Annotated in this window: 19 protein-coding genes and 2 tRNA genes; 7 read left to right on the top strand and 14 right to left on the bottom strand. The window is 71.0% G+C overall.

Translation table 11 applies throughout. The features are described 5' to 3' along the window. Positions 1-84: 84 nt before the first annotated feature. The 3 genes from ABD355_RS27230 to ABD355_RS27220 all read left to right on the top strand — a co-directional run bounded on the left by ABD355_RS27230 (position 85) and on the right by ABD355_RS27220 (position 4,038). Positions 85-2,556, top strand: coding sequence for an MFS transporter (locus ABD355_RS27230; protein ID WP_486388679.1), 2,472 nt, complete (start codon positions 85-87; stop codon positions 2,554-2,556). Positions 2,557-2,697: 141 nt separating this feature from the next. Then, complete coding sequence (locus ABD355_RS27225; protein ID WP_344403317.1) at positions 2,698-3,519, top strand: YceI family protein; 822 nt, start codon at positions 2,698-2,700, stop codon at positions 3,517-3,519. Between the two features lie 48 nt (positions 3,520-3,567). Next, the gene (locus ABD355_RS27220; RefSeq protein ID WP_344403315.1) at positions 3,568-4,038 is read left to right on the top strand and encodes a PPOX class F420-dependent oxidoreductase; all 471 of its coding nucleotides are present in this window, start codon (positions 3,568-3,570) and stop codon (positions 4,036-4,038) included. 173 nt (positions 4,039-4,211) lie between these two features. On the opposite strand, the gene ABD355_RS27215 is transcribed toward ABD355_RS27220, so the two are convergent. The 8 genes from ABD355_RS27215 to ABD355_RS27180 all read right to left on the bottom strand — a co-directional run bounded on the left by ABD355_RS27215 (position 4,212) and on the right by ABD355_RS27180 (position 15,183). Beyond that, positions 4,212-4,967 (bottom strand): TetR/AcrR family transcriptional regulator, encoded by a 756-nt coding sequence (locus tag ABD355_RS27215; protein WP_344403314.1) that lies wholly within the window; start codon positions 4,965-4,967, stop codon positions 4,212-4,214. A gap of 89 nt (positions 4,968-5,056) precedes the next feature. Then, entirely contained in the window at positions 5,057-6,472 is a 1,416-nt protein-coding gene (locus ABD355_RS27210) for an MFS transporter (protein ID WP_344403313.1), read from the bottom strand. Between the two features lie 74 nt (positions 6,473-6,546). Continuing rightward, positions 6,547-8,763 carry a glycosyltransferase family 39 protein gene (locus ABD355_RS27205; protein WP_344403312.1) on the bottom strand — a complete coding sequence of 739 codons (2,217 nt, stop codon included), beginning with the start codon at positions 8,761-8,763 and terminating at the stop codon, positions 6,547-6,549. A 2-nt stretch (positions 8,764-8,765) separates the two neighbouring features. Next, positions 8,766-10,256: a bifunctional glycosyltransferase family 2/GtrA family protein gene (locus ABD355_RS27200; RefSeq protein WP_344403311.1), complete on the bottom strand. Its 1,491-nt coding sequence runs from the start codon at positions 10,254-10,256 to the stop codon at positions 8,766-8,768. Between the two features lie 14 nt (positions 10,257-10,270). Further along, positions 10,271-11,896, bottom strand: a complete 1,626-nt coding sequence (locus ABD355_RS27195) for a sensor histidine kinase (protein ID WP_344403309.1) — start codon at positions 11,894-11,896, stop codon at positions 10,271-10,273. Further along, positions 11,893-12,633: a response regulator transcription factor gene (locus ABD355_RS27190; RefSeq protein ID WP_311736776.1), complete on the bottom strand. Its 741-nt coding sequence runs from the start codon at positions 12,631-12,633 to the stop codon at positions 11,893-11,895. Before ABD355_RS27190 ends, ABD355_RS27195 begins: the two co-directional genes overlap by 4 nt. Positions 12,634-12,761: 128 nt before the next feature. Further along, positions 12,762-13,637 carry an amidohydrolase family protein gene (locus ABD355_RS27185; protein ID WP_344403308.1) on the bottom strand — a complete coding sequence of 292 codons (876 nt, stop codon included), beginning with the start codon at positions 13,635-13,637 and terminating at the stop codon, positions 12,762-12,764. Between the two features lie 661 nt (positions 13,638-14,298). Beyond that, a complete protein-coding gene (locus ABD355_RS27180) occupies positions 14,299-15,183 on the bottom strand; it encodes a DUF2797 domain-containing protein (RefSeq protein ID WP_344403307.1) in 885 nt (294 codons plus the stop codon). A gap of 443 nt (positions 15,184-15,626) precedes the next feature. On the opposite strand from ABD355_RS27180, the gene ABD355_RS27175 reads away from it, so the two are divergent. Next, a complete protein-coding gene (locus tag ABD355_RS27175; RefSeq protein WP_344403306.1) occupies positions 15,627-15,875 on the top strand; it encodes a hypothetical protein in 249 nt (82 codons plus the stop codon). A 171-nt stretch (positions 15,876-16,046) separates the two neighbouring features. On the opposite strand, the gene ABD355_RS27170 is transcribed toward ABD355_RS27175, so the two are convergent. The 3 genes from ABD355_RS27170 to ABD355_RS27160 form a co-directional block, all read right to left on the bottom strand. After that, positions 16,047-16,934, bottom strand: a complete 888-nt coding sequence (locus ABD355_RS27170; RefSeq protein WP_344403305.1) for a hypothetical protein — start codon at positions 16,932-16,934, stop codon at positions 16,047-16,049. Positions 16,935-17,136: 202 nt separating this feature from the next. Further along, positions 17,137-17,209: transfer RNA gene (locus tag ABD355_RS27165), tRNA-Arg, on the bottom strand. 188 nt (positions 17,210-17,397) lie between these two features. Then, positions 17,398-17,488, bottom strand: a tRNA-Ser gene (locus ABD355_RS27160). Between the two features lie 183 nt (positions 17,489-17,671). Between ABD355_RS27160 and ABD355_RS27155 the strand changes: the two genes are divergently transcribed. Both ABD355_RS27155 and ABD355_RS27150 read left to right on the top strand, forming a co-directional pair. Further along, on the top strand, positions 17,672-18,133 hold the full coding sequence (locus ABD355_RS27155; protein ID WP_344403304.1) for an SSI family serine proteinase inhibitor: 462 nt from the start codon (positions 17,672-17,674) through the stop codon (positions 18,131-18,133). A gap of 257 nt (positions 18,134-18,390) precedes the next feature. Continuing rightward, entirely contained in the window at positions 18,391-22,488 is a 4,098-nt protein-coding gene (locus ABD355_RS27150; protein ID WP_344403303.1) for a PAS domain-containing protein, read from the top strand. 13 nt (positions 22,489-22,501) lie between these two features. Here ABD355_RS27150 and ABD355_RS27145 read toward each other — a convergent pair whose 3' ends face one another. Continuing rightward, positions 22,502-23,080: a TetR/AcrR family transcriptional regulator gene (locus tag ABD355_RS27145; protein WP_344403302.1), complete on the bottom strand. Its 579-nt coding sequence runs from the start codon at positions 23,078-23,080 to the stop codon at positions 22,502-22,504. Positions 23,081-23,239: 159 nt separating this feature from the next. Here ABD355_RS27145 and ABD355_RS27140 point away from each other — a divergent pair, with 159 nt between their 5' ends. Then, positions 23,240-24,436 carry an MFS transporter gene (locus ABD355_RS27140; protein ID WP_344403301.1) on the top strand — a complete coding sequence of 399 codons (1,197 nt, stop codon included), beginning with the start codon at positions 23,240-23,242 and terminating at the stop codon, positions 24,434-24,436. Between the two features lie 31 nt (positions 24,437-24,467). Here the strand turns inward: ABD355_RS27140 and ABD355_RS27135 are convergent, their stop codons facing one another. Both ABD355_RS27135 and ABD355_RS27130 read right to left on the bottom strand, forming a co-directional pair. After that, positions 24,468-26,144 carry a long-chain fatty acid--CoA ligase gene (locus ABD355_RS27135; RefSeq protein WP_344403299.1) on the bottom strand — a complete coding sequence of 559 codons (1,677 nt, stop codon included), beginning with the start codon at positions 26,142-26,144 and terminating at the stop codon, positions 24,468-24,470. A 138-nt stretch (positions 26,145-26,282) separates the two neighbouring features. Next, positions 26,283-26,840, bottom strand: a complete 558-nt coding sequence (locus ABD355_RS27130) for a SigE family RNA polymerase sigma factor (protein ID WP_344403298.1) — start codon at positions 26,838-26,840, stop codon at positions 26,283-26,285. Positions 26,841-26,887 lie beyond the last annotated feature (47 nt).

Here is a 26,887-nt window from a genome sequence, read left to right as displayed (position 1 = left end):
AGAAGGAAGCCCATGGCAACGACCACACCAGCCGGTGTGCGGGCTCATGCCAAGCACGGGGGAGGCTCCGCCGAGTACGCCCCGATGACGCACCGGCAGATCATGGAGGCCATCTCCGGTCTGCTGCTCGGCATGTTCGTGGCGATCCTGTCGTCCACGATCGTCACCAACGCCCTGCCGCACATCATCAGCGACCTCGGCGGCGGCCAGTCCGCCTACACCTGGGTCGTCACCGCCGCCCTGCTGTCGATGACCGCGGCCACTCCCCTGTGGGGCAAGCTCGCCGACCTGTACAGCAAGAAGGCCCTCGTCCAGATAGCCCTGGTCATCTACGTCCTGGGTTCCGCGGCCGCGGGTCTGTCCCAGAACGCCGGCATGCTGATCGCCTGCCGTGTCGTCCAGGGCATCGGCGTCGGCGGTCTGTCCGCCCTCGCCCAGATCGTCATGGCCGCCATGATCTCCCCGCGCGAGCGCGGCCGTTACTCCGGCTACCTCGGCGCGACCTTCGCCGTCGCCACCGTCGGCGGCCCGCTGCTCGGCGGTGTCATCACCGACACCAGCTGGCTCGGCTGGCGCTGGTGCTTCTACGTCGGTGTGCCCTTCGCCGTCCTCGCGCTGATCGTGCTGCAGAAGACGCTGCACCTGCCGGTCGTGAAGCGGGACGTGAAGGTCGACTGGGGCGGCGCGTTCTTCATCGCCGCGGCCGTCTCGCTGCTGCTGGTCTGGGTCACCTTCGCCGGTGACAAGTACGACTGGCTGTCCTGGCAGACGTACACGATGGTCGGCGGTTCGATCGTCCTCGGTCTGGTCTTCGTGCTCGTGGAGTCCAAGGCGAGCGAGCCGATCATCCCGCTGCGGCTGTTCCGCAACCGCACCATCACCCTCGCGTCGCTGGCCTCGCTGTTCGTCGGTGTCGCGATGTTCACCGGCACGGTCTTCTTCAGCCAGTACTTCCAGCTGGCGCGGGACAAGTCCCCGACCATGTCGGGCGTCATGACGATCCCGATGATCGGCGGTCTGTTCGTGTCGTCGACCGTCTCCGGTCAGTTCATCACCCGCACAGGCCGCTGGAAGGCCTGGCTGGTCAGCGGTGGCGTGCTGGTGACGGCGGGCCTCGGTCTGCTCGGCACCATCCGCTACGACACGGCGTACTGGAAGATGTCGATCTTCATGGCGCTGCTGGGTCTCGGCATCGGCATGATGATGCAGAACCTGGTGCTGTGCACCCAGAACCAGGTCGACCCGAGCGACCTCGGCTCCGCCAGCTCCACGGTCACCTTCTTCCGCTCCCTCGGCGGTGCGGTCGGCGTGTCCGCGCTGGGCGCGGTGATGTCCCACCGGATCACGCACTACGTCAAGGACGGCATCGCCGCCCTCGACCCGCAGTACCGTGCCGCGCTGGCCGGTTCCAGCTCCTCCACCGACAGCATCCCGGACATGGGCAAGCTCCCGGCGCCGCTGCGCACCCTCATGGAGAGCGCCTACGGCCACGGCATCGCCGATGTCTTCCTGATCGCCGGCGCCCTCGCGGCCGTCGCGTTCCTGATCACCCTGTTCATCAAGGAGGTCCCGCTGAAGACCAAGGGCGCGCTGGCGCAGGCCGCTGCCGCGGACGAGACGCCGGCCGAGTCGGGGGCCGCTCCGGCCGCCGTCGAGGCCCCGGCCGCGGCAGCTGCTCCGGTCGCCGAGAAGGTCCCGAGCTGGGCCGTCTCCGACACTGATGTCGCCGCCGACGGCACACAGCGGCTGGCCGCCGTGGCCACCCTCGCCCGGCCCGAGGAGTCCGCCGGTTCCGGCGGGATCCCGGTGCGCGGCTTCGTCCGCGGCAACGAGGGCGCGCCCGTGCCGCAGGCCGCCGTCACGCTGATCTCGCTGGCGGGACGGCAGCTGGGCCGGTCGGTCGCGCAGGCCGACGGCTCCTACGCCGTCGAGGCGCCGAGCGTGGGCAGTTACGTCCTGATCGCCGCCGCCGACGGTTTCCAGCCGCAGGCGTCCACGGTCGTGGTGAACGGTGAGCCTCTCTCGTACGACATCCTGCTCAGCGGCACCAGCGGGCTGAGCGGTGTGGTGCGGGCCGCCGAGACCACGCTGCCCGTCAAGGACGCGATGGTCATCGTGACCGATGTCCGCGGTGAGCTGCTGGCCACCGCCGCCACCGGTGAGCAGGGCGAGTTCTCGCTCGCCGAGCTGGTGCCCGGGACCGTGACCGTCGCGGTGAACGCCGCCGGGTACCGGCCGCGCGCCCTGCCCGTCGAGGTGGGGGGTGCCGGAGTCACCCGTATCGAGATCGACCTCGACTCGGGCGCCCAGCTGCAGGGCGTGGTCCGCGCCCCGCACGGTCCGCTGGCCGACGCCCGGGTCACCCTGGTCGACGCGGCGGGCAACGTGGTGGGAACGGCCACCACCGGCACGGACGGGGCCTACGCCTTCACCGACCTGAACGGCGGCGACTACACGGTCATCGCCACGGGCTACCCGCCGGTCGCGACCGCCCTGACGGTGAACGGCCGCGGAGTCGACGACCACGACATCGAACTGGCCCATCCGGGCGAGTAGTTCGGTACTCCGGCCCGTGGCGGACGGCGTGCGCGCTCTGAGCGGAGGTGCGCGCCCGGCGCCACGGGCCGGTCTCTTTACGACGAGTTCTACGACCAGCTCTACGACCAGTTGCACTGCTGGGAGAAACAGGGAGTCAAGATGGGCCTGACCGCGAAGATCCGTACGCGGGACGGATGGGCCGTGTCGCACGCGGTCGTCACCGTGACCGACATGACCGGCGCGCAGGTGCTGCGCGCGGAGGCGGACGCCGACGGAGCCGTACGGGACGCCACCGAGCTCACCCCGGGCGCGTACACCGTCATCGTCACGGCCGTCGGGTATGCGCCCGTGGCCTCCAGCGCGCTCGTCACGGCGAGCGGACGGGCCGAACTGGGCGCGGTGACGCTGGCCCGGCAGGGCGGTACGGAGCTGCCGCCGCCCGGGCCGTGGACCATCGACCCGGCGCACTCCTCGGTGGGCGCGGTCGCCCAGCACCTGGGGATCTCCAGCGTGCACGGGCGGTTCACGGAGTTCGCCGGGCGCGTCGAGATCGCCCCGGACGAGGTGGCGAAGTCGCGGGTCGAGGCGGTGATCCGGGCCGCGTCCATCGACACGGGCAACGGCATGCGCGACGACCATCTGCGCTCGCCGGACTTCCTGGACGTCGAGAAGCACCCGGAGATCACCTACCGGTCGACGGGTCTCACGGCCGCGGGCGCGGACCGCTGGACCGTGCACGGGGAGCTGACCCTGCACGGGGTCGTACGGCCGGTGGACCTGGACCTGGCGTACCTGGGCACGGGCGCGGACCCGTGGGGCGGGACGCGCGCCGCGTTCCGGGCGACGACGGAACTGAGCCGCGAGGACTTCGCCATGAACTACAACCAGGTGCTCCAGGCGGGTATCGCCGCGATCGGCACGACGTTGAAGGTGGAGCTGGACATCCAGGCGGTGCAGGGGGAGTCGCTGCCGCAGGCGTAGGCACGGCAGGGGCAGGCTCGTCGGGCCGCACGGGCCTAGGCTGGCGCCATGGCACCGAACATCGCGAGCAACACCCGTGTCTCCCTCGACGAACTGCTGGACTTCGTACGCCCCCGCCATCGCGCCATCCTGCTCACGCGCAGGGCCGACGGCAGCCCGCAGGCCTCGCCGCTGACCTGCGGGGTCGACGACTCGGGGCGGATCGTCGTCTCCACCTACCCCGAACGGGCCAAGACCCGCAACGCCAAGCGGGACGAGCGCGTCAGCCTCGTCGTGCTCAGCGACGACTGGGACGGCCCGTGGGTCCAGGTGGACGGAACGGCGGAGGTCATCGACTCCCCGGAATCCGTGGAACCGCTGGTCGAGTACTACCGCAACATCGCCGGCGAGCACCCGGACTGGGACGAATACCGCGAGGCCATGGTCAAGCAGGGCAAGTCCATCATCCGGATCACACCGGAGAAGTGGGGCCCGGTAGCCACCGGCGGCTTCCCGGCGCGGCTGGCGTCCGGGGAGTAGTCACCACCGCCCGGGCCCTCGACGGACGGAGTCCGGCGCAGCGCCCCGAAGCCTGCGAAGCAACGCGAGGGGCGCAGAAGGAAGGGACGGGGCCCGGTGGCCACCGGCGGCTTCCCGGCGCGGCTGGCGTCCGGGGAGTAGTCCCCACCGGCCGGGCCGCGTGCAGTAGCGCGTCAGCCTCGGGCCACCATCGCCTCGATGCCCGCCACCAGCAGGTCCAGGGCGAAGTCGAAGTCCCGTTCCCACATCTCGTGCACGGTGTCGCCGCCGCGGGCCGCCATGATGTCCTCGGACTCCTTGACGACCTCGGCGGCCTGCGGGTCCTGCGTCACCGCGCTCATGGCGTGCTTGAAGTACTCGTCCGCGGTCATGCCGAAGTCGGCGCTGCGGGCGTTGAAGTGGCCCTCGATCGTGCCGAAGCCGTACACGAACTGGAAGACGGACGAGATGGCCGCCGCCAGGCCGTGCGTGGGCAGCCCGGTGCGGCGGATGACGCGTTGCACGACCCGGGCGAAGGCCAGGTTGTTCGGGCCGATGTTGAGGAAGGTGCCCGCGAGCGGCGACAGCCAGGGATGGCGCACCAGCAGCGAGCGGTACTTTCTGGCCAGCGCGCGCAGCTGGTCGCGCCAGTCCTCGTCGGCGTCCGGCTCCGGCAGGGCGATCTCGCCGAAGGCCGCGTCCAGGGCGAGTTCGAGGAGGTCGTCCTTGGTGTCGACGTACCAGTAGACGGACATCGCGGTGACGTTCAGCTCGGCCGCCAGCCGGCGCATGGAGAACTTGGCCAGCCCCTCCGCGTCGAGCAGGCGCACGGTCGCCTCGGTGATCCGGTCCCGGTCGAGCCCCGACGGCTGCCCGCCACGACCGCCGCGGCGGACCTTGCCCTCCAGCCACACACTGGTCCGCGCCGCCCGCTCGGCTGCCCTCACCATTGGAGCACCTTCCCCTTGCATTCACTGATCACGATGCCAAGTGGCAGCCGCCCTCAAGGGGCAGCCGCCGAACAACCGCACCCTGCGAGCTACTGGGCGACCACCACACCCGAGTGTGCCCGCTCAGCCCGCCGCAGCAACGCCGCCGCCACGAAGCCACCCAGCAGTACCGCCACCGCTCCCACCAACTGCCCCGTCTGCAACCCCGCGGCCAACCCGGCCGACGGCACACGGGAGCTGAGCACCGCTCCGAGCACGGCGACCCCCAGCCCGTTCCCGAACTCCGCGAGCGTCCCGTTGACCCCGGCCCCCACCCCCGCCTTCTCCGGAGGAATCGCGCTCATGACGGCGTGCGCCATCGCCGGGTTGGCGACCGCGCACCCCCCACCGATCAGCAACAGCCCCATCAGGGTCCCCGCATAACCCCCGGAGTCCAGCAGCGCGATGGACACCAGCCCACCCGCCATCAGCACCATCCCCAGCGCAATCGACACCGGCGTACCGAGCCTGGCAGCCCACTTCGCCGACAGCCCCGAGAAGTTCAGCGCGACGACCGTCAGCGCGAGCGGCGCCGTCCGCACACCGGCCTCCAAGGGGCCGTAACCCAGCACGAGTTGCAGATGCTGGGTGAGCAGGAACAGCGCGCCGCCCATGCCGAAGGTGATCAGCACCGCACCGGCGACGGCACCCGTGAACCGCCGGTCCCTGAAGAAGTGCGGGTCGAGCATGGGGTACGGGATCCGGGCTTCCCAGTACGCGAAGGCACCCAGGACCAGGACGGCGACCGCCGCCGTGCCGAGGACCCGCCCCGACGTCCACCCGTGCCCCGGCCCGGAGATGATCGCGAACACCAGCGCGCCCATGCCGATCGTGGAGAGCAGGGCGCCGAGGAGGTCGGGGCGGTCACCGCGCGGATTCCGGGACTCCGGGACCAGGGCCACGACCGCGATCAGCCCCAGCGCCACCACCGGCAGGTTGACCAGGAAGATCGCTCCCCACCAGAAGTGGTTCAGCATGAACCCGCCGAGCAGCGGACCCGCGGCGAAACCCAGCGCGTTGACCGCCGCCCAGATGCCGATGGCCTTCGGCTGCTCCTCGGTCGTGAAGATCTGCATCGCCACGGCCAGCGTGGTGGTCAGCAGCAGCGCACCGCCCACTCCCATGCCGGCCCGGGCGGCGATCAACTGCCCTGTGCTGCCCGCCAGTCCAGCGGTCAGCGAACCGATCCCGAACAGTGCCAAGCCCGCGATCAGCATCTTCTTGCGGCCGTAACGATCGGCCGCGCTGCCCGCCGTGAGCAGCAGACCGGACTGGACGAGCGAGTACGCGTTGATCATCCACTGGATGTCGGAGGTGGTCGCGCCCAACTCCCTGGTGAGGGAGGGGATCGCCACGTTCAGGACGGTGTTGTCGAGCAGCACGGTGAGCTGGGCGAGACAGATGACACCGAGGATCAGCCAGCGCCGGGGGTGACCCTGCGGCCGGATCTGCGGGGACGTAGACATGCCATACACCGTATAGCTGATCACTATACGGTGTACAACACTCTTCGCCGGCTGCTCCCTGTGGTGCCCGACTGCTAACTGCTCGCCTTCTGCGTCAGGTCGTAGAAGGTCGACGAACCGACCGTGACCTTCTTGAAGTTCTTCTCGACCCACGACGTGATCTGCGAGGACGTGCCGCTGCTGCTGCCGCCCATGCCGCCGCCCGTGCCGGACGAGATGAAGTAGTGGATCCTGCCGTCCGCCACGTACTTCTCGAACTGCGCGAGGGTCGGCGACGGGTCGGTGCCGTTGAAGCCGCCGATGGCCATCACGGGGTCGCCGGTGGAGAGCTGGTAGCTCGCCGCGTTCTGTGCGCCGATGGCCGCCGCGACCCAGGTGTACCGGGACGAGTCCGCCTCCAGCAGCTTCTTGGCCTGGGTGGAGACGCTCGCGCCGTTCAGCAGGCCGCCGACGCCACCGCCGCCGCGCATGCCGCCGCCCGTCCGGCCACCGGGCATACCGCCCTGCTGGTTCTGGCCCGGCATTCCGCCACCGGCGAAGCCGCCGTTGCCGTTACCGGTCGTGCCGCCGCCCGGGAAGCCGTTGCCGTTCTGGGTGTTGCCGTTGCCGTTGTGCTGGTTCTGCTGACCTGGCATGCCACCGCCGCCGAAGCCGCCCCGCATGCCGCCAGCGCCGCCGGGACCGCCCCGGCCGCCGCCCATCATGCTCGCGCCGGCGGGGCCCGCCGTGACGATGGAACCGGTGTGCGCACTGTTCACGGTGGACAGGGTGTACGCGGTCGGGCCGGCCAGCGAGGCCAGGATGCCCACGGCGGCCGCCCCGAGGGCGAGCTGCCGGTTGATCCGGCCCGCGAAGACCAGGCCGAGCGCGGAGGTCAGGCCTCCGACCAGGACCAGGTACTTCAGCCAGGGCAGATAGTCCGGGGTGCGGTTGAGGAGTACGTAGCCCCAGGCGGCGCTCGCCACGACCGCGGCCGCGAGGGTGAGGGACGCCCAGGTCTCGCGCCGCCTCTCCCACAGGAGCGCGGAACCCATGCCGACCACGGCGGCGAGGTAGGGGGCGAGGGCCACCGTGTAGTACTGGTGGAAGATGCCCGCCATGTAGCTGAAGACGACCATGGTCAGGAGCAGCGAGCCGCCCCAGACCAGGAACGAACCGCGGGTCACGGAGGTCCGCGGGTGCTTGCGCGTGGCCACCAGGCCCGCGACGAGGAGGATCAGCGCGGCCGGCAGCAGCCAGGAGATCTGGCTGCCGACCTCGGAGTTGAACATCCGGTTCCAGCCGGTCGCCCCCCACATGCCGGTGCCGCCGCCTCCGCCACCGCCGCCGACGCTGCCGGTCTCGTTGCCGCTCAGGCGTCCGAAGCCGTTGTAGCCGAAGGTCAGCGAAAGGAAGCTGTTGTCCTGCGAGCCTCCGATGTACGGGCGCGAGGAGGCGGGCCACAGCTCGACGATCGCGACCCACCAGCCGCCGGCCACCACCAGCGCGGCCGTCGCCGCGGCCAGTTGCCCGAGGCGCTTCCTCAGCGACACCGGCGCGCAGACCGCGTAGACGATCGCGAGCGCCGGCAGGATCAGGAAGGCCTGCAGCGTCTTGCCGAGGAACGCGAACCCGATCGCGACACCGGCCCACACCAGCCACTTCGTACGGCCGTCCTCCAGCGCCCGGACCACGAAGTAGCATGCGACCGACATCAGCAGCGCCAGCATGGCGTCCGGGTTGTCGAACCGGAACATCAGCGCCGCGACGGGGGTGAGCGCGAGCACCGCGCCCGCGATCAGTCCGGCCGTGGGGCCGAACCGGCGGCGCACGGACGCGTAGACGACGGCGACGGTCGCGAGGCCCATCAGGACCTCGGGGACGAGGATCGCCCAGGAGTTGAGGCCGAAGATCCGGACCGCCAGTTCCATCGGCCACAGGGAAGCCGGGGGCTTGTCGACGGTGATGGCGTTGCCCGCGTCCAGCGAGCCGAAGAAGAACGCCTTCCAGCTCTTGCTGCCGGCCTGGACGGCTGCCGAGTAGAAGGAGTTGGCGTAACCGGAGGCGCTCAGGTTGCAGAGGTAGAGCAGTCCGGTGGCGAGCAGCAGGCCGAGGAAGGCCGGGCGTACCCAGCGGGGGTCCTCGGGGCGGCCGCGCCAGAGTCTGCGGACGAAGGGCTGCTCGGGTTCACCGGATCCGGGAGCCGGGGCGGGCCGGGGAGCGACGGGCTCCGGCCCGTCGGTGGTCGCCGTCAGTGGCGGGCCCCACGCGGAGGGACCCGGCTGGGTCGTCCGGTCGTAGTGGGTGGTCATCGTCAGTCCCTCGGCTCGGTGTCGGTCGGGCGCACCGGCTGCAGATGCAGGGTGGCGTCCTCCCAGCGCTGGTCCGCGACGTCACCGGCGCGGAACCGGGTGGTCCGGTACGGGTCCGGCTGCGCGACCGGACGCTGCGGGAGCGGCTGGTACGGCTGCTGGTGCCGGGCGTGCTGGGGGGCCGTGGTGTACGTCGGCGTGGTCGGGCCGGGCTCCGGTGTGGGCGAGGCCACCACGGTGGACGGCTCGCTGTCCCGCCGGTCGGAGAACACCCAGGCGCGGAAGAGCAGGAAGCGCAGCACGGTCGCGGCGAGGTTGGCGGCGACGAGGACCGCCAGCTCGGTGGAGTGCCCGGGGTCGGAGGTCGCCGCGTTCAGGGCGGCGAGCGAACCGCTGGTCAGCGCGAGGCCGATGCCGAAGACGACCAGGCCCTGAGCCTGGTGCCGGACGGCGCCGCCGCTGCCGCGCACTCCGAAGGTGAGGCGCCGGTTGGCCGCCGTATTGGCGATGGCCGACACCAGCAGGGCCAGCGCGTTGGCGACCTGCGAGCCGCCGAACTGCCGGAAGAGGCTGTACAGGACGAGATAGAAGAGGGTCGACAGACCGCCGACGACACAGAACCCGACGAGCTGGCGGGCCAGCCCCTTCGGCACGTCCTGGATGTCGCGGTCGCGCGGGTCGTCGCCGAACGGCCGGGTGATCCGGTCCAGCGGCAGCGACCCGGTCGCCAGGGCCTTGCCTACCCGCCACACCCCCTTGAGGTCCTCGGTCGCCGTCCTCACGATGTGGACGGTGGAGTCGGGGTCGTCGACCCAGTCGACGGGCACTTCGTGGATACGGAGCCCCGCGCGCTCGGCGATGACGAGCATCTCGGTGTCGAAGAACCAGCCGGTGTCCTCGACCAGCGGCAGCAGCACCTGCGCGACATCACGCCGGATCGCCTTGAAGCCGCACTGCGCGTCGGAGAAGCGGGCCTGCAGCGAGCCGCGCAGGATCAGGTTGTACGCCCGGCTGATGAACTCCCGCTTGGGCCCGCGCACCACGCGGGAGGAGCGGGCCAGCCGGGAGCCGATCGCCAGGTCCGAGTGACCGGAGATCAGCGGCGCCACCAGCGGCAGCAGTGCGTTGAGGTCGGTGGAGAGGTCCACGTCCATGTAGGCGAGGATCGGCGCCTCGGAGGCGGACCACACGGTCCGCAGGGCGCGACCGCGGCCCTTCTGCTCCAGTCGGAAGGTGGAGACCTCGGGGATCTCCGTCTCCAGCCGCGCCGCCACCAGCGGGGTGGTGTCGGTCGACGCGTTGTCCGCGATCGTGATCCGGAACGCGTACGGGAACGTGCGCTTGAGGTGGTCGTGCAGTCTCAGCACACACGGCTGGAGGTCCTTCTCCTCGTTGTAGACGGGGATCACTACGTCCAGGACAGGCGTACCGGCGTCGCCGGCCGGGAGGTGCTCCCGCGCCGGCAGGGTGCCGGGAGAAGAGTCGGTTCGCATGGAAACGACTCTGGTCAAGTGCCCTGTTGCACCCATGTGGTGGCACTGTGGTCTGCCTGTGAGTGTGACTGCCAGTTCGTCTCGGGGGCCGGGCGGGGCACCACCGGGGCGAGCGCCGGCAGATGCACGGTGAACACCGTGCGTCCAGGAACGCTGTCCACGGTCACGGCACCGCCGTGCGCGGTCGCGACGGCCTGCACGATCGCCAGCCCGAGGCCCGTGGAACCGGAGGCGCGGGAGCGCGAGGAGTCACCGCGGGCGAACCGCTCGAAGACATGCGGCAGCAGCTCCGCCGGGATCCCCTGACCGTTGTCCTCGACGTCCACGCACATCCAGGGCCCGCGCCGCTGCACCCGTGCGGTGACCGTCGTACCGGGCGGGGTGTGCTTGCGGGCGTTGCCGAGCAGGTTGACGAGCACCTGCTGGATCCGTGCGGCGTCCGCGGACACCAGGGCGGGCTCGTCCGGCAGGTCGAGCCGCCAGTTGTGGTCCATGCCGGCCGCACGGGAGTCACTGACCGTGTCGACGACCAGCGGGATCAGATCGGTCTGCTCGAACTGCAGCGGCCGCCCGGCGTCGAGCCGCGCGAGCAGCAAGAGGTCTTCCACCAGCAGCGTCATCCGGCCCGCCTCGGACTCGATACGACCGAGGGCGTGCCGGGTGTCGGGCCCGACCTGCTCCCTGCCGCGTCTGGTCAGCTCGGCGTACCCGCGGATGGAGGCCAGGGGGGTGCGCAGTTCGTGACTGGCGTCGGCGACGAACTGCCGCACCCGCATCTCACTCTGCTGCCGCGCGTGCAGCGCACCATGGACATGGTCCAGCATCCGGTTCAGCGCGGCCCCGACCTGCCCGACCTCGGTGTGCGGATCGGTCTCGGACTCGGGGACGCGCTCACTGAGGTTCACTTCGCCGGTGTGCAGGGGGAGTTCGGAGACCCGGGTGGCGGTGGCGGCGACGCGGCGCAGGGGGCGGGTGGCTACGCCGACGAGGACGTAACCGGCGATGACGGCGGCGCCGAGACCGGCGGCTGTGACGCTGACCTCGACGAGGATCAGGGTGTTGATGTTGCCGTCGGTTTCCGCCGTGGGGAAGCCGACGTAGTAGCCGCTCCTGTACTCGACCCGGTACGTACCCAGCCCCGGAATGTCCATGGTGTGCGCACGGCCGTCGTGGGAGACCTGGCCCAGGTGGGTCTTCTGGTCAGCGGTGAGGTCCTCGGCGCTCATCTCGAAGTTGGACGAGGACTTGTTACCGACCTTGCCGTCGGTGACGGCGCCGTCGACGACCTTGGCCGCGAGCGTGCCGAGCGTGCCGGAGGGCTGCTGCGGGCTGTGCTTGACGAACTCGATGAGATCGGTCGTCTTGCGGATCTGGCTCTGCCGGCCGGCCGGGCCAGGCGCACCACCGTCCCTGCTTGCGCCGGGCGGCCCGAAGTCGCCGGACACGCGCGCCATCGCCTCGTTCAGCTGCTCATCCAACTGGTCGTACAGATGCTGTCTGAGCGCCAGCGTGGTCACCGTACCGATCACCGCGCACACCACGGCGATCAGCACCACGGACGCGACGACGAGCCGCGCCCGCAGGGTGCGCGGCTGTCCCGCTCGTCGCTTCTGCGTGCGCGGTCGTCGCCGTCCGCTCATGACGCGGCAGGCTTGATCAGGTAACCGGCTCCCCGCCGGGTGTGGATCATCGGCTCACGACCGGCGTCGATCTTCCGCCGCAGATACGAGATGTAGAGCTCGACCACATTGGCCTGCCCACCGAAGTCGTACGACCACACCCGGTCGAGTATCTGCGCCTTGCTGAGCACGCGCCGCGGGTTGCGCATCAGGAAGCGCAGCAGCTCGAACTCGGTGGCGGTGAGGTGGATGCCCTCCCCGGCCCGCGACACCTCGTGACTGTCCTCGTCCAGGGTCAGGTCACCCACGACGAGCACGGAGTCCGAGCGCCGGTCGGCCGCACCGGAGCGCCGGATCAGCCCCCGCAGCCGTGCGACGACCTCTTCCAGGCTGAACGGCTTGGTGACGTAGTCGTCGCCACCGGCGGTGAGACCGGCGATCCGGTCCTCGACCGCGTCCTTCGCGGTCAGGAACAGCACCGGAACGTCCGGCAGCTCACGGCGCAGCCGCCCGAGCACCGTCAGCCCGTCCATGTCCGGCAGCATCATGTCGAGAACGACGGCGTCGGGCCGGAACTCCCGCGCGGTCTGGATGGCACCCGTGCCATCCCCCGCACTGCGGATCTGCCATCCCTCGTAGCGAAGGGCCATGGACAGCAGCTCGGTGATCGACATCTCGTCGTCCACCACAAGCACTCGGACGGGGCTCCCGTCCGGCCTCAGCAGTTCGGTGCGCCCCTGGGGCGAGGTCGTGGTCATGATGGACACACTGTCGGGATCCTCTGAGAGCACCCTTTCGGCAACCTGTGATTTCCCTGAGAAACGCACAGGCGCCTCTCAGGCAACCCCTGGGAAGCTCCTGCCCTGCCGCACCTGCCTGTGGGCTCTCACAAGCCGAACAACCGCGCCCCGTTGTCATGGCAGACGGCCCGCAGCCACTCGTCGCCCAACCCCAGGCGCTCCAGCGCATGCAGTTGATGGACGTACGGATAGGGGATGTTGGGAAAGTCGCTGCCCAGCAGGATCCGGTCGCCGAGATCGCCGAGCCGTGCCAGCGCCCGCCGCGGGAACGGCGCGAGTCTCTCGCTGAAGTCCGTGAACGCCATCGTCGTGTCCAGCCGCACCTCCCGGTACCGCTCGGCGAGGTCGAGGAAGTCCTCGTACTCCGGCATCCCCATGTGCGCGACGACCAGCCGCAGCCGGGGATGCCGGGCCAGCACCCGCCCGACCGGCTCCGGCCCGGTGTGCTTGCCGGGCGCGGGCCCCGACCCGCAGTGCATCACCACCGGGACCCCGGCCTCGGCCAGCAAACCCCAAGCAGAATCGAGGAGTTCACTCGCCGGGTCGTACGCCCCCACCTGCACATGCGCCTTGAAGACCCGCGCCCCCGCCTCGAGGGCTTCCTGGACGTAGGCCTCAACGCCCGCCTCCGGGAAGAGCGTTGAGGTGTGCAGACAGTCGGGGGTACGGCCTGCGAAGTCCGCCGCCCAGCTGTTGAGCCACTGCGCCATGCCGGGCTTGTGCGGGTAGAGCATGGCGGTGAAGCGACGCACGCCGAACTCCCTGACCAGCGCGACTCGTTCCGCCTCCTCCTGCCGGTATGTGATGGGCCATTCGACGCCGCCGGTCAGCGGCCCCAGGGAGTCGAAGTAACCCCAGACCTTGCGCAGCACCCGCTCGGGCATGAAGTGGGTGTGCACATCGACCAGCCCGGGCAGCCCGAGCCGCTGCCAGAACCGCCGCACATCCTCGGCCTCAGACATACGCCCTCGCGAATCCGTAACTGCGCCCGCCCCATAGCGCCCGCGTGGAGATCTGACGGGCGAACAATGGGGGAGAGATTCTCTCGGGGCGGATCACCGGTCTCCTCGAATTCAGTTCATGGCGGGACGGTTCCGCGGGGGTCACACGATTGGCTGCGCCCGAGATGAAACCTGCCGCAGGAGTATGCAGAGTGATGGACAAGAAGGCAACACCCCAAACACACACGCCTGGAGATATCCATGTCACGAATACTCGCGATCGGTGCCGCCCTTGGCTTCGCTCTCGCTGCCACGGCCGGATCCGCGATGGCCGCGCCGTCAGTCCTTCACACCGCCACAAAGGCCACAACGGTCCACTCCAGCCCGATCGCCTATCGGCACGGCGGAGACGACGGCGACTGCGACGGCGTCGGCAACCAGTGTGCATGACACCTATCCCCGCGTGAGATAGGGGCAGGCAGAGGAGGAGGGCTTTATGCCTGTCATTTCCTCCTCTGCCTTCCTTACGCGCACAGATTCCCTCTGCCTTCCTGACGCGCACAGTTCATTGCTTATGTTGATTGGTTGAAACGTTGGTTGCCGCTCCTGGCCAGCGGCTTTGAAAGTAGCCTGATTCAACGACCCCGCGGCCGAGCCGGCCCGTCCCGGTTCGACCGACAACTCAGAACAAGCCGTCCTGCGCACTGGGTCCGCGCTTGAACTCCTTCATCGGCAGGGTGAGTTCGTCCCCTCCTACAGGTCCCTCGACAGGAAGCAGATCCCACCCCCGCATCAGCCGCGTATCCAGCACAACGACGCCACGCCCGGTCACCAGATGCAGATCCGGCCCGGCCGCCGCGACCAACCGCCCACTCACCGCCCCGCCCGCGACGAGCTCGGTCACCTCGCCGACGGCGGCCGGCAGGTCGGCGAGCCCGAACACCTCGGCGTGATCGACCGGTTGGCAGGGCTCACGGGCGAGTGACTCCGGCCAGCCGTCGAGTGCGAGCGCCCGCCCGTGCAGCTCCTCGACCTCGGCCGCCCGCTCCGCCTCCGCCACCGGCAACCCGGACCGCACCGCCCGCTTCTCGGCGTACGGAATCCGGTCCGGCACCTGGAGCGCGGCCCGCAGCAACTCCTCGGTGCGCCGCGCCGCCATCAGCGGCCCCAGCCCCAGCCAGCTGAAGCACACCGCGCCCTGCTCAAGCAGCCGTGCGGAGCCCCGCTCCTCGGCAGTGATCCCGACCTTGACCATGCCGGGCCCGAACCACGCCAGATACACGTGGTACGGCCGCGGGTCGTCCGCGATCGTGTCGGCGGCCACCGAGTGCGCCCGGTCCAGCCGCGCACACTCCTGGCACCGCGCCCCCGCGCTCCGCCCCGGCACGACCGCCCGTACCGGACACGCATGTCCACGCGCGCCCACACATGTCCGCACACCCCCGTCCGTGACCCCGAAGGCCACCCGTTTCCCCCACGGCAGCGGGCTCACCCGGCCGCCGTCCCACACCAGCACGGGGCCGTCCCCCGACCACCGCAGTCCCGTGCATCTCCATGACTGTGCCATCGCTCACGAGAGTAAGAGGGGGCACTGACAACGGCCTGGCGCGGCGGGAAGCGGACACCGTACGGGGGCCGAAGCCGCAACCAGCCGAGGCCGGCGAGAAGCCGCTCACGACCAGCACCTCCACGAGAACGACCTCGCCCGCTGCTCGCCGCCTGGACCCGGATGCCGCTTGAACTCGTCCAGACGTGTCCGCCCATCTGTGTCAGTGTCAGATCCTGAAGAACACGAGGCCCTGGAATCCTTCGGGGCCTCAAATGCCTGTGAGGTCAACGGGATTCGGGCCTGCCACATGACCGGAGCAACGATGCCCGGTTCGCCCGGTTGCGCGCGATTGACCCCTTATGCCAGCCCCGAAGAGCGCGGCGAGACATATCGGATTAGCCTCCCAAATGAGCGCTTAGTGGATCTTTGATGGTGCGCTCCATTCGACCCAAGGAGGAGTCATGCGCAAGCTTCACAAGGCCGCTGTCGCGGCCGCCATCCTCGGTAGCTTCACCCTCATAGGCACCGGCACCGCCACCGCCCAGCCCGCGAACCTCATGCATGAAGGCGGCGGGTGCAGGTCCCACGACCTGAACGTCGACATCCTCGGCCAGGTCGGGCTGCTCAACGGTCTGCTGGGCAATGCGCTCAACGGCGAGGGCAACGCGGGCGGCCAGAACAACCACGTCGGTTCCAGTACCTGCGAATAGGTGGCCACTGATCGCGTCACATAGCTGACCGACTTGGGTCTCGGCGCCCGGAGCACAGCTCCGGGCGCCGAGCGCTGTCTCCGCCCACGGGCCACCGCCCCCTGAAAGTGCCCTGGGGCCGCACACAGAAGACCGCCGACCAGAAGCCGGCTCCAGATACCGCGTGGCGTTTCAAGCGGAGTCCCCACGGCGGGACCTGGCCCGCAGGAACAGAGCCCCCGCCGCCACGGCGAGGAGCGCGCCGCCCACGGCCCGGGCCGCCCCGCCAAGGCGTGACGACCCGAAAGAATGCGCAGCCGCCTGCTCCGTGGAGCAGGCCTCTCCCCGGCCGGCGCCCACGAGGCGCAGCCGGGCCCATGGCTTGTCGGGGCCGGTCTGGCCGACCTCGTGCCGGTGGACGACGTAGAGGCCGGGCGCGGCGTCGCACGTGAGGGTGGCGGTGGCGGTCAGGACGGCCTTGGCGCCGCGCAGGACGGGGCGGCCGGTGAAGGCGGGGGAGGTGAGACTGATGTCCCCGTCCGATCCCTCGTCGTCGTTGTCGGTGATCGTGATGCGGTGGCCGGCCCGGAAGGTCCGCACGTCCCACTCCGACTGGGGCCAGGTGGTGTCCGGAGCCCAGCGCTCCTCCGGGTCGCGCCGGGGCAGCTTCTTCACCTTGTCGCAGCAGCCCCGGCGCGCGGCCTCGTCGGCCGGCTCGACGCGCACCCGCGCCCAGCGGAACGGATGCTCCTCGGGACCCACGTCCCCGGCGCCGCGCCGCAGGACCGGATAGGTGCCCGGCCCGGCCCCGCAGGCGATGGTGACGGTGGTCGTCAGCAGCGGATCCATCATGCGCAGCTTGCCTGTCGCGAGGAACACGGACGAGCGCATGGTGTCGCCGTACCGCGCCTCGCCCTGCTCGGCGTCGACGCTCAGCGTGTCGCCGGGCCGCACCGACGTGACGCTTCCGTACGTGAGCGATGCCGTGGGCTGCGGGACCGAGGCCGAAGCCGGTCCGGCAGCCAGGAGAGGCAGCAGGAACGACAGCGCCACCCATGCGGCCGTACGGAATCGGTCCATGGCCGTTGTCCGCCCTGCCTTTTGACGTTGTGCCGGACAGTCCCACACTTCAGGACGGAAAGACACGTCATCGCGTTCCGGACACAGACGAGTCCCGGTCCTCGCGCCAGGCCTCCCTCGTCATCCGCCGGCCGCGATCTCCACTGCCGTACGCCCCCGAAACGCAAGAGGCCCCGGATCTCTCCGGGGCCTCTCACCTGTGTGCACTCGGCAGGATTCGAACCTGCAACCTTCTGATCCGTAGTCAGATGCTCTATCCGTTAAGCTACGAGTGCTTGTTTTGTTTTCTCGCCGGTCCTGGTCCTTTCGGCCCGCTCGCGGCGACAGGAAGAACATTACATGACTGCCGCCGCCATGTGAAATCCGTTTGCCGCACCCCTTGTGACCTGCGGAAACGCCTCTTCAGCAGTTCTGGGAACGACGAAGCCCCGGTCGCTCGGACCGGGGCTTCGGTGATCATGCGCGGAGGCGGAGGGATTTGAACCCTCGATGGGCTTTAAGGCCCAAACCGCATTAGCAGTGCGGCGCCATAGACCGGACTAGGCGACGCCTCCAGTACAGCCGCCCGCGCGAGCGCGAGTGGTGCGTGCAGATGATGACACAGTCGAGCGTGGTGTCACCAATCGACTCCCACGGTACTAGGCAGGCAGGCCGCAGAGCAAAGCACTTCCGGTCCGTGCCGAGGGTCCGTGCCGAGGTGTCCGTGCCGACCGGGACGGTGGGGCGTTAGTCAGGGCATGTTCGCTCGGATTCTCGTCGTCGCCGCCACCGCCGCCGCCTCCGTCGTGCCCGCCGTCGCCCACGCCGACGTCGGCCGCCCCGCCCTCGCACCGCCGCCCGTGCAGGACGAGGACCGGGCCGGCGACCACCTCACCGTCACCGTCCGGCACGCGGGCGACGGGATGGACGGCACGTTCGAGCTGTACTGCCATCCCGGAAGCGGCGACCATCCCGATGTCAGCGGTGCGTGCGAGACGCTCGATCGTGTCGCCCGGTGGGGCAGGGACACCTTCGCGCCCGTGCCCGAGGACAGCGTCTGCACCATGCAGTACGGCGGGCCCGCCACCGCGCATGTCACCGGGAGGTGGGCCGGGCGGCCCGTCGACGCGTCGTACGACCGTACCGACGGATGTCAGATCGGCCGCTGGGACCGGCTCCTGCCGTTGCTGCCCGATCTGCGGCCCCAGGGGCAACCGTAGGGACGCAGGGACTCGCACAGGGTTTTTTCGGGGGAAACCCAGAACTGCGTAAGGGTCCGGCGAAGGTCTCGCGAAGCCCTGCGCAGGCCAGAGGATGCGGGCACACGTTCTACTTCAACTCGTCGTGCGACCTCCCTCTCATCCGGCGTCGCGAGCGCAACCACTGCCCTTAGACTCCCTCGCGTGACACGTCGCGGGCCGGTTGGCAAGATGGCCCGAGCGGTCGGCAAGGTGCGGTAACAGGGAGGAAGCGTCTCGTGAGCAGCAGGCCATCCCGAGGCGCTGCTCGCCTCGCAGCCATACTCGACGCGCTTCCCGATGCGTTGGTGCTGGTCAACGCCAATGGGACCGTCGTCAACGCGAACACGATCGCGCTCGAGGCCTTTGAAGCGCCCGGGACCGCGCTGGTGGGTCGGGGGCTCCTCGATCTGCTGCCGCAGTTCGACTCCAAGCTGATCCCGGGGTCCATGCGGCGGCCCGATCACATGGACCCCGCCGGGCGGACCAAGCCGACCCGGATGATCGCGCGGCGCACCGACGGGGTCGAGTTCCCCGTCGAGGTCACCAGCGCCAACCTCGAGAACGGACAGCAGGCCTACGACGGTTACGGCTACAGCGGCGACGAGCTGCTGATGCTCGTCGTGCGCGACCTGACCGGGACCGTGGACACCGAGGCCGAGCTGGCGCGTTCGCAGCGGCAGACCGAGATGATCCTGCGGGCCGCGTCCGAGGGTGTGGTGGGGACCGACACCGACGGGCGGATCGTGCTCGTCAATCCGGCCGCCGCTCAGATACTGGGTTATCGGGCCAGTGATCTCGGCGGCAAGGAGCTGCACGCCCTCGTGCTGCACTCGCGGGCCGACGGTTCCCCCTTCCCGTACGAGGAGTCCCCGCTCGCCGACACCCTGCGTTCCGGGCGCAAGCACCGGGTGCGCGGGCAGGTGCTGTTCTCCAAGGGCGGGGACAAGGTCTCCGTCGATCTGACCACCGCTCCGGTGCGCGACGGGGACCAGCTCGTCGGTGCCGTGATGACCTTCGCCGACCGGCGGCCGTACGACGCGCTCGCCGAGGAGAAGGCCGCCGTCGAGAAGCGGCACGCCGAGGAGCTGGAGCGGATCGAGGAGGAGCACGCCTCCGAGCTCACCGCACTGCGCCAGAAGCACGTCACCGAGATCGAGGAGCTGCAGGAGCAGCACGACGAGGAACTCGCCGCCGGCGAGGAGCGGTATGCCGCACTCGGCGAGCGGGAGAAGGACCGCTACGAGGCCCTTGCCGGGCGGCACGAGCAGCTGCTGACCCTGCTGGGCCGGTCGCTGCGCGGACCGCTGGACGAGCTGCGGCGCGAGCTGGCCGCCCTCGCCGCCGACGACGCCGGGCAGCTGTGGCCGGAGGCCAATCAGGTGCTGCACCACCTGTCGGCCGGTTACTCGCGGATCACCACGCTCATCGACAACGTCCTCGGCTATCAGCTGCTCGACGCCGGGAGCGAGCAGATCACCCGTACGAAGGTCATGCTCGACGCGGTGGTCGCCGCCGGTGTCGACGGGGCCGTCGAGCTGATCGGACCCGGCCGGGTGCAGTTCGCCGTGCACGCGCCGCCCATCGAGGCCGAGGTCGACCCGCAGCGCCTCGCGAGCGCGCTCGCCCATCTGGTCGCGGACGTCGCCGGCGTCGACGCGACCGGCAACGCGCCCGTGTCGGCGGGCGGTTACATGGACAACACGGTCGTCGTGGCCGCCGCACAGCGCGGTGAGGTCGTACGGATCGAGGTGCGCGGGCCGTATGCCGGGGGAGACCCGGTGCACGAGCCGATCGTGCGCGGGATCGTGCGGGCTCATGGCGGTGTGCTGCAGACGCACGAAGTGCCCGGGATGAGCGGCAGCGCGTATGTGCTGGAGGTACCCATCGGGGGCGGGGCCGGGGCCGTTGCGGCTGACGGCCCGGTCGAGGTTTCGGGTGCCGAGTCCGACGAGGGTGGCGTTTCCGACCAGACCTCCGGTGGCGGGCGGCGGCGTGGCCGTCGGTCCTCCGTCGACGCGTTCCTGGAGAGCGAGGGGCCGGCGGAGGCCGGTGACCCGACGGATGCCGGTGACGCGGAGGGCGGTGTGCCCACCGGGCGGCGTCGCAGGCGTGCGGTGGAGGAGTCGGCGGCCGCCGCGGGAGCGCTGGAGCTCTCCAGCGGTACCGGGCGGCGGCGCGGGCGGCCGGCCGACGCCGGTGACGGCGTCTCCGAGGGTGCCGTCGTCATGGCCGGCGAGCACGGCGCCGGGACCGCGGCCGTCGGTACGGGGCTGGGCGGGACGGTTCCGCCGCAGGGCGTGCCCGCGCCCGGCGGCCGGCGTGCGCGACGTGACGGCGGCGAGCAGCCCGCCCTGCCCGCGGCGCTGCCCGCGGGCACCACGTCGGCCGAGCAGCCGGTCCACGCCGAGCAGGCGCTGGCCGTGCAGAACGCCGAGAACGCCGAGCCGACCGGGCGCCGCCGTCGGGCCCTGGCCGCCGCGAACGACCGCGCCGCCGCGCAGGAGGCGGCCCCGCGTTCGGTGTTCGCCCTGCCGCCGGCGGAGGCGGACCGGGTTCCCGCCGTGGGCGCGCAGGGGCAGGCGCCGGTGCCTGGACAGGCAGCCGTACCCGCGCAGGGGCAGGCGCCGGTTCCGGTTCCTGTTCAGCCGCAGGCCACCGGGCAGCCGCAGATCCCGGGGCAGCCGCAGGTTCCTGTTCAGCCGCAGATTCCCGGACAGCCGCAGGTTGCCGGGCAGCCGCAGATTCCCGGACAGCCGCAGGTCCCCGGGCAGCCGCAGGTCCCCGTGCAAGGCGGCCAGGATGCTTCCGGTGAGTCTCTGGTCGACGACGGTCGTCACGATGCCGTTCCGCACGACCAGTCCGGCGATCACACTCCGCCGCAGCCGCACCCCACGAGCGCGCCGACGGGCCGCCGTCGCCGTGCCGTGGCGCAGCCCGGGGTGCAGGAGGCCGGCGGGCAGACCGCAGGGCAGGGGGTGCCGGTGCAGCAGGCCGCGCCCGTTCCCGCTCAGGCGGCCGCCGCGCAGAACGGCACCGGCCAGACCGCACCGGCCGCCGCCGCTCAGCCGCTTCCCGCGGCGCCCGTTGAGGCGGCCCCCGGTCAGTCCACCCCGGCCCCCGGTACTCCGCTGCCCCCGCCGGCCCCCGCGGCACCGGCACGCCCCGCCCAGCCGCTCCCCGCCGAAGCGGCCGCCCCCGTCGACCCGAACTCCACGCAGGGCCAGGCGATCAGCGTGCGGACCCTGGGCCAGGGGGTGCCGTTCACGCGGCAGGCCGCACAGGTGCAGCAGCCGTCGGCCACGCCCGCGCCGCACAACCCGAGCGGTTCAGGACGGCGTCGCAAGCTGGGCAACCGGACCGAGCCCGCCGGCGCGGCCCCGGAACAGGCGGCCCGTCCGCACCCGGCGGCCGAACAGGCGCCCGCACCGGCGCAGCCCCAGCCCTCACTGGCCGGGCAGTCGCGGCTGGCGCAGATGACCGAGGGCACCGGGCGGTCCTATGCCATAGGGGCGCCGGACGAGAACGCGGCCGAGGGGCCGGAGCCGTTGGACGGCCCCGGTGGGGCCGTGGAGATCGCGGACACGCCGCGCCCGGTGCCGATGGACGACGAGCTTCCGCCGGAGCCGCTGGACAACCCACGGCGGCTGCTGGTGTGGCCCGCGCCGGACGTGACGACCCAGCAGGCGCTGAGCGACCGCGGCTACCGACCGGTGATCGTGCAGTCGCGCGAGGAGGTCGACGCGCAGATCGCCGCCTTCCCCGCCGCGCTGTTCGTGGATCCGCTGACCGGGCCGATCACGCGGACCGCGCTGCAGTCGCTGCGACAGGCGGCGGTGGCGTCCGAGGTGCCGATCATGGTGACCGCGGGGCTCGGGCAGGCGACGCGCGAGGCGGCGTACGGCGCCGACCCCGCCGTACTCCTGAAGGCGCTCGCGCCGCGGGACAGCGAGCAGCATCCGCCGCGGGTGCTGCTGATCGAGGAGCATGCGGAGATCGCGCTGGCGCTGACCGCGACGCTGGAGCGGCGCGGGATGCAGGTGGCGCGGGCCGCGAGCGATGCGGACGCGGTGACACTGGCGGGACAGCTGCGGCCCAACCTGGTGGTGATGGACCTGATGCAGGTGCACCGGCGCCAGGCCGGGATCATCGACTGGCTGCGGGCGAACGGGCAGCTCAACCGCACCCCGCTCGTCGTCTACACCGCCGCCGTCGACCAGGCCGACCTGCCGCGGCTGGCCTCCGGCGAGACCGTCCTGTTCCTCGCCGAGCGGTCCACCAGCAGCGAGGTGCAGAGCCGGATCGTCGATCTGCTGTCGCGGATCGGGACCAACTAGCCCTCGAAGAGGGTCACTTCGCGACGAGCCTGCGTGCCGCCTCCTTGATCGAGGTGCGCAGGCGGTCGCGGTCGGTGTCGTCGGTGCCCGCGAGGATGCGGCGCATCTGCGGGACGACGACGGCCCAGTTGGCCAGTGCGGTCAGCAGCAGGAGCAGGTCGCGGGGCGGGATGGCGTCCGTGATGACGCCGCGGGCCTGGCCGTCCTCCAGGGTCGCCACCTTGCGGCGGTAGTGCTCCTGGCGTTCGGCCTCGTCCGGCAGGTCGGTGGTGCCGTACTCCAGGCCCTCCCAGAAGAGCAGGCGCAGCACCTCGGGGTGGGTCTCGTGGTAGTCCATCAGGCGGTCGATCCAGCCCTCGATGTCGTCCGGATCGACGGGGACGGCCGCGGCCAGGTCGAGCATGACCTTGCCCAGGACCTGGGTGAACAGTTCCGCCTTGTTGCCGAAGTAGGCGTAGATCAACTGCTTGTTGGCCTTGGCCGCGGCGGCGATGCGGTCGATGCGGGCCCCGGCGATGCCGTGGGCGGCGAACTCGCCGACCGCCGCCTCGAAGATCCGGGCCCTGGTGGCCTCGGGGTCTCTGACTGCCATGGGGGCAGGGTACCGCTCCCAGGCCGGTAACCAACTATTTGGTTGACAGGGAATCGGCGGGAGGTGCACGGTGTTCTTCCTTCCAACCAACCAGTTAGTTGTTGGAGCTGGCTCGAAGAACCGAAGGAACCCGAAGGAACTCGAAGGAGTCCGTCCGCTATGCAGTCCACCACCGCAGCGCAACCGGTCCGGACCGCCGCTCCGGCGCCGGCGGGCGCATCACGCCTGCTCCTGCCCCTCATCGCCCTGTGCACCGCCGTCACGGCCGCCAACATCTATCTCGCGGCGCCCCTGCTCCCCCTCATCGCCCACGACTTCGGCTCGACCCCCTCGGCGGTCGCCTGGATCGCCTCGGTCGCGCAGTTCGGCTACGCGGCCGGGCTGCTCTTCTTCGCCCCGCTCGGCGACAGCGTGAACCGGCGCCGGCTGGTCGCCGTCCTGTCCCTGGTCACCGCCGCGGCCCTGGTCGTCGGCGCCACGGCCGCCGGGACGACCGCGCTCGCGGCCGCCGTGCTGGTCGCCTCCGCGGCCACGGTGGTGCCCCAGCTCCTCGTCCCGCTGGTCGCCGCACGCGCCCCCGCCGACCGCCGCGCCCGGCATGTCGCGGCCGTCATCTCCGGCCTGTTCGCCGGCATCGTGGCCGCTCGTGTGCTCGGTGGCCTGGTCGGTCAGGCCTTCGGCTGGCGGACGGCCTTCGTGGGCGCGGCGGCACTGACCGCCGTACTGGGCCTCGCGACCGCGCGCGTCCTCCCCGCGGAAACGCCCCGCCGCCAGGGCTCGCTCTTCTCGGGCCTCGCCGCCATGCCGTCCGTCGTGCGCCGCTCGCCGGACCTGTGGCGGGCGTGCGTACGCCAGGCGGGGATGTACGGCGCCTGGAGCGCCCTGTGGACCTCGCTCGCCCTGCTGCTGACCGGCGAGTCCTACGGCCTGTCCACCGCGACCGCCGGTCTGTTCGGCCTCTTCGGGCTCACCGCGAGCGCGGTGGCGCCCCTGGCCGGCGGGCTGGTCGACCGCTTCGGTGCCGCCAAGGTCGTACGGTCCGCGTATCTGCTCGCCGCCGTGTCCGTGCCGCTGTTCTGGCTGGGCGGGCACATGATCGCCGCCCTGTTCGTCGCCGCGATCGCCGTCCACGCGGCCCTCGTCGCCTCCCACGTCGCCAACCAGACCCTCGCCCTCACCACCACTTCGGCCCCCGCCACGGCCAACAGCGCCTACGTCGTAGCAGGCTTCGCCGGCGGCGCCACCGCCTCAGCCCTCGCCGGCCTCGCCTTCGGCCACTGGGGCTGGGGCGGGGTGTGCGCGGTGGCGGGGCTGTGGCTGGTGCTGGGGTGGGGGGCTACTGCGGTTCGGCGGTGAGGGTCGGCATACGGGGCGAGGCCGCCGCCGCTCAGAGCTTGGTCACGTCCAGTGCCCCCTCCGCGTACTGCCTGCGCAGCACCTTCTTGTCGAACTTGCCCACGCTCGTCTTCGGCACCGCCTCGATGATCGTCCAGCGCTCCGGGAGCTGCCACTTGGCGATGTGGCCCTCGTCGGCGAGGAAGGCGCGCAGGGTCTCGAAGTCGGCCGTGGCGCCCTCCTTGAGCACGACCGTGGCCAGCGGGCGTTCGCCCCACTTCTCGTCCGGGACGGCGACCACGGCCGCCTCGGCGACGGCCGGGTGGGACATCAGGGCGTTCTCCAGGTCGACGGAGGAGATCCACTCGCCGCCGGACTTGATGACGTCCTTGGCGCGGTCGGTGAGGGTGAGGAAGCCCTCGGGGGAGATCGTCCCGACGTCCCCCGTCTTCAGCCAGCCGTCCTCGCTGAACTTGTCGGCGGGGCGCAGGGGTTCGGCGTCGGGGCCGTTGTAGTAGGCGCCCGCGATCCAGTTGCCGCGGACCTCCAGCTCGCCGGCGGACTCGCCGTCCCAGGGCAGGCGCTCGCCGCCGGGGCCGCTGAGGCGGGCCTCGACACCGGCCGGGAAACGGCCCTGGGTCAGGCGGTACGCGAACTCCTCCGCGGTGCCGACCGCATGGGCCGGCGGGCGGGCGATCGTGCCGAGCGGGGAGGTCTCGGTCATGCCCCAGGCGTGACAGACCCGCATGCCCAGCTTGTCGAAGGCCTCCATGAGGGAGGGCGGACAGGCCGAGCCGCCGATGGTCACCTGCGTGAGGGAGGAGACGTCCCGCGGCTTGGCGGTCAGCTCGGCGAGCAGGCCCTGCCAGATGGTGGGGACGGCCGCCGCATGGGTCGGGCGCTCGGACTCGATCATCTCGGCGAGCGGCGCCGGCTGCAGGAAGCGGTCCGGCATCAGCAGGTTGACGCCGGTCATGAAGGTGGCGTGCGGCAGGCCCCAGGCGTTGACGTGGAACTGGGGGACCACCACCAGCGAGGTGTCCTGGTCGGTCAGGCCCATCGACTGGGCCATGTTGACCTGCATGGAGTGCAGATAGATCGAACGGTGGCTGTACACCACACCCTTGGGGTCACCCGTGGTGCCGGAGGTGTAGCACATGGCGGCGGCCTGGCGTTCGTCCAGCTGGGGCCAGTCGTAGGTCGTCGGCCGGCCCGCGATCAGCTCCTCGTACTCGTGCACCTGAGGGCGGGCGCCCTCAAGGAGGGAGCGGTCACCGGGGCCGGTGACGACGATGTGTTCGATCGTCGGCAGCTTCGGCAGCAGCGGCGCGAGCAGCGGCAGCAGCGAGCCGTTGACGATGACGACCTTGTCGGCCGCGTGGTTGACGATCCACACCAGCTGCTCGGCCGGGAGCCGGAGGTTGAGCGTGTGCAGCACCGCGCCCATGGAGGGGATCGCGAAGTAGGCCTCGACATGCTCGGCGTTGTTCCAGGCGAGGGTCGCCACCCGGTCGGCGTCCGCGACTGCGAGCTCCTCGCGCAGAGCGTGCGCGAGCTGGGCCGCGCGGGCTCCGATCTCGGCGAAGGAGCGGCGGTGCGGCTCGCCCTCCCCGGTCCAGGTGGTCACCTGCGATGTCCCGTGGACCGTCGACCCGTGGGCCAGGATCCTCGAGATCAGCAGCGGTACGTCCTGCATCGTGCTCAGCACGGTGTCCTCCCGTGGCGACATTGCCTACGCGGCGGTAAGGGTTGCGCTGATTCTGCGCACATACCGCGCGGTATGTCACTAGGTGCCGATGATCGATCGCATCACGTCGGCCCCCAATAGCCACCAGGTCACCCCTCGACGGAGCACCAGGTAGCCGCATTACCGCACAAGCCCCAGCTCAGGATCCTCCCGCAGCTTGCCCAGCGCACGCGACACCGCCGATTTCACCGTACCCACCGACACGCCCAGCACCTCGGCCGTCTGGACCTCGCTGAGGTCCTCGTAATACCTGAGGACGACCATCGCCCGCTGCCGGGCGGGCAGCTTCATGATCGCCCGCCACATCGCGTCGTGGAGCGCCTGCTGCTCGGCCGGATCGTTCCCCCCGGGCACGGGCTCCGGCTCGGGCAGCTCCTCGCACACGAACTCGTCGACCCTGCGCTTGCGCCACTGCGAGGTGCGCGTGTTCAGCAGCGCCCGCCGCACATAGCCGTCGAGCGCACGGTGGTCCTCGATCCGCTCCCAGGCGACATACGTCTTGGTGAGCGCGGTCTGCAGCAGGTCCTCCGCGTCGCTCGGGTTCGCGGTCAGCGACCGGGCGGTACGCAGCAGCACCGGCTGCCGGGCCCTCACGTACGACGCGAACGACGGATACGGGAGGGTCAGCGCCGCCGGTTCGGCAGCGGTCGACGCGCTGGTGCAGACGGGTGTGGTCATGGCTCCACGCTATGAGCGGGGGTACCTCCGGCTCATCGGCCGCAGGT

It is taken from the genome of Streptomyces longisporus, from assembly GCF_039532765.1.
In the GTDB taxonomy this organism is placed as follows: Bacteria; Actinomycetota; Actinomycetes; order Streptomycetales; family Streptomycetaceae; genus Streptomyces; species Streptomyces longisporus.
The sequence above is the reverse complement of the archived record's forward strand: the minus strand, read 5'-3'. Positions and strand labels throughout refer to the sequence as shown.

What these genes read in the sequence shown, in the direction of transcription:
- ABD355_RS27185 (WP_344403308.1), bottom strand. Translation starts at nt 13,637, where the DNA reads ATGTCTGAGGCCGAGGATGTGCGGCGGTTCTGGCAGCGGCTCGGGCTG.
- ABD355_RS27195 (WP_344403309.1), bottom strand. Translation starts at nt 11,896, where the DNA reads ATGAGCGGACGGCGACGACCGCGCACGCAGAAGCGACGAGCGGGACAG.
- ABD355_RS27190 (WP_311736776.1), bottom strand. Translation starts at nt 12,633, where the DNA reads ATGACCACGACCTCGCCCCAGGGGCGCACCGAACTGCTGAGGCCGGAC.
- ABD355_RS27155 (WP_344403304.1), top strand. Translation starts at nt 17,672, where the DNA reads ATGTTCGCTCGGATTCTCGTCGTCGCCGCCACCGCCGCCGCCTCCGTC.
- ABD355_RS27170 (WP_344403305.1), bottom strand. Translation starts at nt 16,934, where the DNA reads ATGGACCGATTCCGTACGGCCGCATGGGTGGCGCTGTCGTTCCTGCTG.
- ABD355_RS27205 (WP_344403312.1), bottom strand. Translation starts at nt 8,763, where the DNA reads ATGACCACCCACTACGACCGGACGACCCAGCCGGGTCCCTCCGCGTGG.
- ABD355_RS27140 (WP_344403301.1), top strand. Translation starts at nt 23,240, where the DNA reads ATGCAGTCCACCACCGCAGCGCAACCGGTCCGGACCGCCGCTCCGGCG.
- ABD355_RS27215 (WP_344403314.1), bottom strand. Translation starts at nt 4,967, where the DNA reads ATGGTGAGGGCAGCCGAGCGGGCGGCGCGGACCAGTGTGTGGCTGGAG.
- ABD355_RS27145 (WP_344403302.1), bottom strand. Translation starts at nt 23,080, where the DNA reads ATGGCAGTCAGAGACCCCGAGGCCACCAGGGCCCGGATCTTCGAGGCG.
- ABD355_RS27210 (WP_344403313.1), bottom strand. Translation starts at nt 6,472, where the DNA reads ATGTCTACGTCCCCGCAGATCCGGCCGCAGGGTCACCCCCGGCGCTGG.
- ABD355_RS27180 (WP_344403307.1), bottom strand. Translation starts at nt 15,183, where the DNA reads ATGGCACAGTCATGGAGATGCACGGGACTGCGGTGGTCGGGGGACGGC.
- ABD355_RS27175 (WP_344403306.1), top strand. Translation starts at nt 15,627, where the DNA reads ATGCGCAAGCTTCACAAGGCCGCTGTCGCGGCCGCCATCCTCGGTAGC.
- ABD355_RS27200 (WP_344403311.1), bottom strand. Translation starts at nt 10,256, where the DNA reads ATGCGAACCGACTCTTCTCCCGGCACCCTGCCGGCGCGGGAGCACCTC.
- ABD355_RS27220 (WP_344403315.1), top strand. Translation starts at nt 3,568, where the DNA reads ATGGCACCGAACATCGCGAGCAACACCCGTGTCTCCCTCGACGAACTG.
- ABD355_RS27130 (WP_344403298.1), bottom strand. Translation starts at nt 26,840, where the DNA reads ATGACCACACCCGTCTGCACCAGCGCGTCGACCGCTGCCGAACCGGCG.
- ABD355_RS27135 (WP_344403299.1), bottom strand. Translation starts at nt 26,144, where the DNA reads ATGTCGCCACGGGAGGACACCGTGCTGAGCACGATGCAGGACGTACCG.
- ABD355_RS27230 (WP_486388679.1), top strand. Translation starts at nt 85, where the DNA reads ATGACGCACCGGCAGATCATGGAGGCCATCTCCGGTCTGCTGCTCGGC.
- ABD355_RS27225 (WP_344403317.1), top strand. Translation starts at nt 2,698, where the DNA reads ATGGGCCTGACCGCGAAGATCCGTACGCGGGACGGATGGGCCGTGTCG.